This is a genomic window from Pedococcus sp. P2_E5 (genome assembly GCF_056403895.1).
This window is the reverse complement of the sequence record NZ_JBFUEP010000041.1, coordinates 37,269-43,902: the sequence shown is the minus strand read 5'-3', so window position 1 is coordinate 43,902 and position 6,634 is coordinate 37,269. Positions and strand designations below refer to the sequence as shown.

7 protein-coding genes are annotated in these 6,634 nt (G+C 70.6%); 5 read left to right on the top strand and 2 right to left on the bottom strand.

Annotated features, from left to right (window positions below):
- Positions 1 to 47: 47 nt before the first annotated feature.
- The 5 genes from AC1DVZ_RS14535 to AC1DVZ_RS14515 all read left to right on the top strand — a co-directional run bounded on the left by AC1DVZ_RS14535 (position 48) and on the right by AC1DVZ_RS14515 (position 4,745).
- Complete coding sequence (locus AC1DVZ_RS14535) at positions 48 to 1,034, top strand: LacI family DNA-binding transcriptional regulator (protein ID WP_477618916.1); 987 nt, start codon at positions 48 to 50, stop codon at positions 1,032 to 1,034.
- A gap of 98 nt (positions 1,035 to 1,132) precedes the next feature.
- A complete protein-coding gene (locus tag AC1DVZ_RS14530; protein ID WP_477618915.1) occupies positions 1,133 to 2,455 on the top strand; it encodes an NtaA/DmoA family FMN-dependent monooxygenase in 1,323 nt (440 codons plus the stop codon).
- Complete coding sequence (locus AC1DVZ_RS14525) at positions 2,452 to 3,024, top strand: flavin reductase family protein (RefSeq protein WP_477618914.1); 573 nt, start codon at positions 2,452 to 2,454, stop codon at positions 3,022 to 3,024. Before AC1DVZ_RS14530 ends, AC1DVZ_RS14525 begins: the two co-directional genes overlap by 4 nt.
- Positions 3,017 to 4,183: a serine hydrolase domain-containing protein gene (locus AC1DVZ_RS14520; RefSeq protein ID WP_477618913.1), complete on the top strand. Its 1,167-nt coding sequence runs from the start codon at positions 3,017 to 3,019 to the stop codon at positions 4,181 to 4,183. The genes AC1DVZ_RS14525 and AC1DVZ_RS14520 overlap by 8 nt, the downstream gene beginning before the upstream one ends.
- A gap of 22 nt (positions 4,184 to 4,205) precedes the next feature.
- The gene (locus tag AC1DVZ_RS14515; protein ID WP_477618912.1) at positions 4,206 to 4,745 is read left to right on the top strand and encodes a VOC family protein; all 540 of its coding nucleotides are present in this window, start codon (positions 4,206 to 4,208) and stop codon (positions 4,743 to 4,745) included.
- 55 nt (positions 4,746 to 4,800) lie between these two features.
- Here the strand turns inward: AC1DVZ_RS14515 and AC1DVZ_RS14510 are convergent, their stop codons facing one another.
- Both AC1DVZ_RS14510 and AC1DVZ_RS14505 read right to left on the bottom strand, forming a co-directional pair.
- Positions 4,801 to 5,376, bottom strand: coding sequence for a cupin domain-containing protein (locus tag AC1DVZ_RS14510; RefSeq protein WP_477618911.1), 576 nt, complete (start codon positions 5,374 to 5,376; stop codon positions 4,801 to 4,803).
- Positions 5,373 to 6,623 carry an MFS transporter gene (locus AC1DVZ_RS14505; protein ID WP_477618910.1) on the bottom strand — a complete coding sequence of 417 codons (1,251 nt, stop codon included), beginning with the start codon at positions 6,621 to 6,623 and terminating at the stop codon, positions 5,373 to 5,375. Before AC1DVZ_RS14505 ends, AC1DVZ_RS14510 begins: the two co-directional genes overlap by 4 nt.
- Positions 6,624 to 6,634: the final 11 nt, after the last annotated feature.

Sequence of the window (6,634 nt, the reverse complement as noted above, 5' to 3'; positions counted from 1 at the left end):
CCGACGGCGTCGGTTGCCGATCACGGCAGATTCCAGGCGAGGGGGCGGTGACAGTGGCAGAACAGGTCCGGCCTGCGGCGAAGCGGGTCACGACGGCCGACATCGCCCGCGCCAGCGGCGTGTCCCGTGCCACGGTCAGCTACGTCCTGAACAACGTGGAGGGGCGCCAGATCTCCGACTCCACCCGCGAGACGGTGCTGGCCACCGCCCGCCGGCTGGGGCACATCCCGCACGGCCCTGCGCGATCCCTGCGCCTGGGGCGCAGCCCCATCGTCCTGGCCCTCGTCCAGGCTTACGCCATCGGCTATGTCGCCGACCGGATCGTCGAGGAGCTCGACCGGGCGCTGACCGCGCGCGGCTTCGTCCTCATGGTCCACCGGTTCGAGCCGGACGCCCGGCCGCTGACCGAGTTGTGGGGCCTCGTCGCCCCCGAGCTCATCGTCAGCATGGCGGGCCTGCGGCTCGACGACCTCACCGACCTGCCTGCCTCGGTCAAGCTCGAGCGGATCCAAGGGGTGTTCCCGCACGCCCGCGCGGGGCGGATGCAGGTCGAGTACCTTGCCTCCAAAGGACACCGTCGACTGGGCTATGCGCACGTCGACAACCCGCTCGTCGAGCTGATCGCGGCCGACCGGCGCGACGGGGCGGAGAGGGCCCGCGACGAGCTCGGCCTGCCGCCGTTCGTCGAGCACCGGTTCGCCATCACGGACCTGGACGCCGCGTTCGCGGCCCTCGACGACTGGACCAGCGGCCCCGACCCGGTCACCGCAGTGTGCTGCCACAACGACGAGATCGCGCTCCTGCTGATGTCAGCCATGCAGACCCGTGGGCTGCGGGTCAACAAGGACCTGGCGCTGATCGGGGTGGACAACATCCCCCTCTCGCGCGCGAGCGTCACGACGATCGAGATCAATGTCCCGCTCTACACCGAGGTCATCGTCGAGCGGGTCCTGGGGGCCATCGACGGCATGGACGCGCAGCCCGTGCAGGACCACGATGACTACCTGCGCCTGATCGTGCGCGACACCGCCTGACGGCGGTCGCGCGAGGGCAAGCGTCCGTCGCCTCGGTGCAAGAGTCGCCGGTGGTCGGGGCGAAAGGATCGTGGGAACTCGGAAGGGAGTGTTCCCCGATGCCTCACGCACGGCCCGGCACCATGAGCCTGGTGCTGTTCTACAGCCCGTTCGGTCGCCTGAACTACAGCTGGCGACGCCCGAGCAGTCGTGTCGAGCAGGTCATGACGCTGGACTACATCGCTCGCACCGCCCAGCTGGCCGAGGCAGCCCGCTTCGACGCGATCTTCCTGGCCGACAAGGTGTGTCGCGATGGCACGGACCTGATGCAGCTCGAACCTCTGACGACCTTGGGCGCACTGAGTGCGGTGACCAGCCGCATCGGACTCGTCGCCACCGTGTCGACCAGCTTCTCCGAGCCGTACAACGTCGCGCGCATGCTGGCCCAGATCGACTTCCTGTCCGCTGGCCGAGCCTCGGTCAACATCGTGACCTCGACCGAGGGGGAGCAGAACTTCAACGGCGAGCTCCCGCCCAAGGGGGAGCGGTACGCCATCGCGCAGGACTGGCTCGACGTGGTCACGGGTCTGTGGGACGCGTGGAGCGACGACGCCGTCGTCGCCGACCGTGCCGTGGGCACCTGGTCGGACGAGACCAAGATCGTCGCCCCACGCCACCAGGGCCCCTACTTCCAGGTTGAGGGGCCCATGACCCTGCCGCGGTCGCCCCAGGGGCGGCCGGTCGTGGTGCAGGCCGGGCAGTCACCCGAGGGAATGGCGTTCGGGGCGCGCAACGCCGACATCATCTTCACCGCGAAGAGCGACCTCGACCTCGCCAGGGACTTCTATGCCCGGACGAGGGCGAACGTCGCGGCCCATGACAGGGACGCGGACGCGGTGCGGATCCTCCCGGGGGTCGTCCCGATCGTGGGGAGCAGCGAAGCGCAGGCACAGGACATCGCGGCAGAGGTCGCCGACCTCTACACCATGGACGAGGGACTGAAGTTCCTCAGCAAGCTGCTGCTGGACATCCGGCTCGACGACCTGCCCCTGGACGAGCCCATCCCGGAAGACCGGCTGCCCGCGCTCGAGCAGGCAGCCACGAGTCCCAACCTCCACGCCAGCAGGTACCCGAACCTCCACCGCGTCGTCACCGAGGAACGGCCCACCGTCCGCGAGCTCATCAGGAGCCGCGCCAAGGCCACGGGTCACCAGTTCCAGGTCGGCACCGTGGCTTCGATCGCGGACGACATGCAGCACCGGTACGAGAGCCACGCGTGCGACGGCTTCACGATCATCCCGCCCTACATGCCCGAAGGCTTCGACCGGATCGCCACCGAGCTGGTCCCAGAGCTGCAGCGGCGCAGGCTGTTCCGTACCGAGTACCCGGGCACGACATTCCGGGACACCCTGGGCCTCAAGCGGCCGGCGGTGCTGCGATGAGCGCCAACCAGGGTAAGGCGATCGAGGTGGACGGCACCAGTGTCCAAGGCGGTGCGAACCTCGTGGGGGGGCTCTCGTCGGACGAGTTCAGGTCGGCGTTCGGGGACTACCCCGCAGGTGTCGCCGTCATCACCGCGGACGCCGGCCAGGGGCCGGTCGGCCTCACGGCGACGTCACTGTTCTCGATCAGCTCCGAGCCGCCCATCCTGGGGTTCGCCGTCTCGGACCACTCCTCGTCGACCCCCACCATCCGCCGTGCCGACACGGTCGTCGTCCACCTTCTCGACGGGTCGCTGGTCCACATAGCCAAGCTGTGTGCGACCAGCGGTGTGGACCGGTTCGCGGACACGAGCATCTGGTCGCGCCTGGCAACCGGTGAGCCCTACTTCGTGCGGGCGCCGCGGTGGATCCGCGGCCGCGTCGTGGGCCGGATGAGGGCGGGGACGTCGACGGTGCTGGCCGTCCACGCGCTCGAGGCGACTCTTCTGGCCCGCACGACGGGGCCGATGGTCTACCACAACAGGACATGGCACAAGCTCAGCGTCGACTCGGTCATCCCCGGTGACTGACATCGACCGGCTCGGGGGAGCCCCCACGACGTTCGCGGCGCCGGCGCGCGAGCTCGTCCCCCTGAGTGGCTTCGCCCACGAGCCCCTCGCCGAGCTCGCGGACATACTGCCGCGCGTCGTCGCGGCGCAGGGAGGTGGCGGTGCCGCGCTGTCCGTCTATCGCGACGGCCAGCCCCTCGTCGACCTGGTGGCGGGGGAGTACCGCCCCGATGCCTTGCAGCTGGTCTTCTCGGTCTCGAAGGCCGTGTCGGCCGTCATCGCCCTCCGGTTGCACCACGCCGGTGTCCTCGACCTCGACGCCCCCTTGGCCGATGTCTGGCCCGAGTTCGCCCGAGCGACGACGCGCACGATCACCACCCGTATGGTGCTCGCGCACACCTCAGGCATCCCGTCGGTCGTCGTCCAGCACTCGCTGGCCGAGCTTGCAGCCGGCGCCGAGGAGGACTCGGTCGCCCGGCAGGACCCCTTCTGGGAGCCGGGGACGCGCCATGGCTACCACGCCTTCACCTTCGGCACGCTGCTCGACGGAGTGGTCCGCCGAGCGCTGGGACGCACGATCGGGGAGCTGACGGCAACCGAGCTGGCCGCCCCCTTGGGCCTGGACCTGTGGATCGGGCTGCCCGAGTCGCTGTTGCCTCGGGTGCAGCCCGTGCTGCGCCCGAGGGCCGCCACCACGCAGCGGGCGACCCAAGGCGTCGACCCAGCCCTGCCCCTCGGGCAGATCGGCCGACTGGCCGCCAGCACCGACGTCTACAACGACCCGCTGCTCATGACTGCCGGGTTTCCCGCAGTGGGCGGCGTGGCCGGCGCCCGTGACCTGGCCCGCGTCTTCGCGGCCGTCATCGGGCCCGTGGACGGCATCCGGCTCATGGACGAGCCGACCCTGCAGGCCATGGTCGAGCCGCGGTCCGACGGCATCGATGCCGTCCTCGCCATCCCGATCCGGTTCGGCTCGGGAGTGCAGCTGCCGTTTCCCCAGCTTCCGATGCTCGGACCCACGTCGTTCGGGCACGAGGGCGCCGGCGGGTCTGCCGTGGTCGTGGACCGCGAGCTCGGCGTCTCGGTCGGCTACACGACCTCGATGTTCCCGCCGATGATGGGGTCCGGCGTCGGGTTCGACACCCTCTTGGCCACCATCCGCCATTGCCTCACCCGTTGACCCACCACCTCAGGGAGAACCCATGAACGCCCCGCTGATCGAGCACGTCGGCATCCTCGTGCCCAACATCGAGGAGGCGATCGAGCTGTGGACCCGGATCACCGGGTACACGTTCAGTCCCATCGGCCGGTACCGCACCGATCGCTACGTGGACTCCAGTGACGAGTCGCCTCACCACCACGACGCCCGTATGTCGTTCTCCAAGGAGGGTCCACCCCGGATCGAGCTGTTGGAGGTCACGGGTGAGGGCACGCACGGGCCGGAGCAGCTCGGTGTGCACCACCTCGCATTCATGGGCACCAAGGACCCCGCGGGTCGCATGCGCGACCTCGCCGAGCTGGGCGTCGGGGGAGACGGCACGGTGTATGACGACCAGGGACGAGTGCTGCTGTGCTTCACCGACAAGGCGGACCTCGGCGGAGTCCGCATCGAGTTCGTCTCACCCCTGCCTGCGCCGACCGTCGCGGATGACGGTGGCCTGCTGTGGGTCGACCCGGCCACTGGTCGCAACAGCCTGTGGGGCCCGCCGGTCGATGCCGAGGCAGACGCTGTCGCGCCCTGAGGTCCCACGGGCCGGAGGTGGGACGGCCCCACCCAACGGGTGTCCCAGGCGTCGGTCAGGGGCGGGCCGCCTCAGGCTCGACCGGGTCGAGCCACTGGGTGTCACCTGAAGCCGTCACCGCGAGGTGGACGAACGGGGTGTCGTCCGTGGCTCCGTGCCAATGGGGAACGCCGGGCAGGACGTGGACCCAGTCCCCAGCACGTAGGACCACGGGCTCCTCGAGGCCTTCCCACTGGAGCAGGCCCTGGCCCTCCACGACGACGAGCGCCTGCTCTCCGGTGTGGACGTGCCAGTGGGAGCGCGCGCCGGGCGCGTACTCGAACCGGCTGCCGCGCAACCCGCCCTCCCTGACCTCGGGGAGCACGTCCTGGCCGACGACCTCGCCGGCGAACCGGGCTGCTCCTCCCTCCTCGCGCGGGACGGACGCGTCATTGACGATGGGAAAGGACACGGCGGAAACCACGCTGTCGTCGTTCACGCCCACGATGTTTGCACACGCGGGCGGGCGCCCGGCGATGCGCGCCGGACCCCACGGCATACCCACGGGTCCATGCCGGCCACCGCCACCCAGGGCACAGGCTGACGCGGTGGCGCTCAGCCAGGATGCGGTCGTGGAGCGAGCGCCAGTCACGTCGGAAGGCTGTGAGGGGCGAGAGCGGGAGTTCGCCGCAGGGTGCGGGTCAGGCATGCTGCGGCGAGCAGCAGCAACAGCGCCAGTGAGCTGACCGCCGGCCAGCCGGCGGCGTCCCACGCGGTGCTGCCCAGGTTGCCGAACACCGAGGACCCGGCGTAGTAGGCGCACAGGTAGAACGCGGCGGCCTGGCTTGCGCTGGCGCCCACGAGGTGTGCACGAGCGGCCACCCATCCGCTGGCCAGCCCGTGGACGATGAAGAACCCGGCCGTCAGCCCGGCCAGGCCGATCACGATGGTGGGCAGCCACGGGCCAAGGGTAAGCAGGACGCCCGCGATCGCCAGGACGCATCCCGTGGGCAGGATCGTGCGGCGCCCGAACCGGTCGGCGAGCAGCCCGGAGACCACGGAGCTCGCAGTGCCGAAGAGGTAGACGAGGTAGACCAGGCTGACGGCGCCGAGACCGAGGTGGTGCGGCCCACTGGTGAGGCGGAAGCCCAGCGCGTTGTAGACGGCGACGAGTGCTCCTACCGCGCAGGCACCCAGCAGGTAGAGCGCGCGCAGCGCGGGGTCGGTGAGTGCTGCTCGGGACATTGCCACCAGACCGAGTCGGCCGCGAGCCCGCCTGTGGAAGTGCTGCGACGGCGGCAATGCGATGGTCATGACCAGGGCGCAGCCCAGCGCGAAGAGGCCCGCGGCGGCCACGGCCCAGCGCCAGCCGTGGGCGTCCGCGATGGGAGCGGTCAGCAGGCGACTGGCCATCCCGCCGAGTGCGGTGCCCCCGATGTAGAGACCTGCCGCCCGTGCCTGCGCTGTCGGGTGCAGCTCCTCGCGCAAGTACGCGGTGGCCACCGCGGGGAGCCCTGCGAGTGCGATGCCCTCGATCAGCCGCAGCGCGAGGAGGGCGTGCCAGGACGGAGCAAGTGGGCACAGGAGCCCCAGCAGGCTGGCGGACCAGACGGCGCCGAGGATCAGGCGCGTTCGCCCGAACCTCTCCGAGGCCGGCCCGGCCACGAGCAGCGCGACGGCCAGGCCCGCGGTGGTGAGCGACATCGTGAGGGTCGCTTGGGCGGGGGAGATACCGAACTGCGTCCGGAGCTCTGGCAGCAGTGCCTGCGTCGCGTAGAGCAGGACGAACGTCGCCATCCCAGCGGCGAACATCGCCGTCATGACCCGTCGGTACCCGGCGGTCCCCGGCAGGTGCCCTGGCGACGTCGTGGCGCGGACTGCGGTCTCCGTGAGGTTCACCTACGCCACTG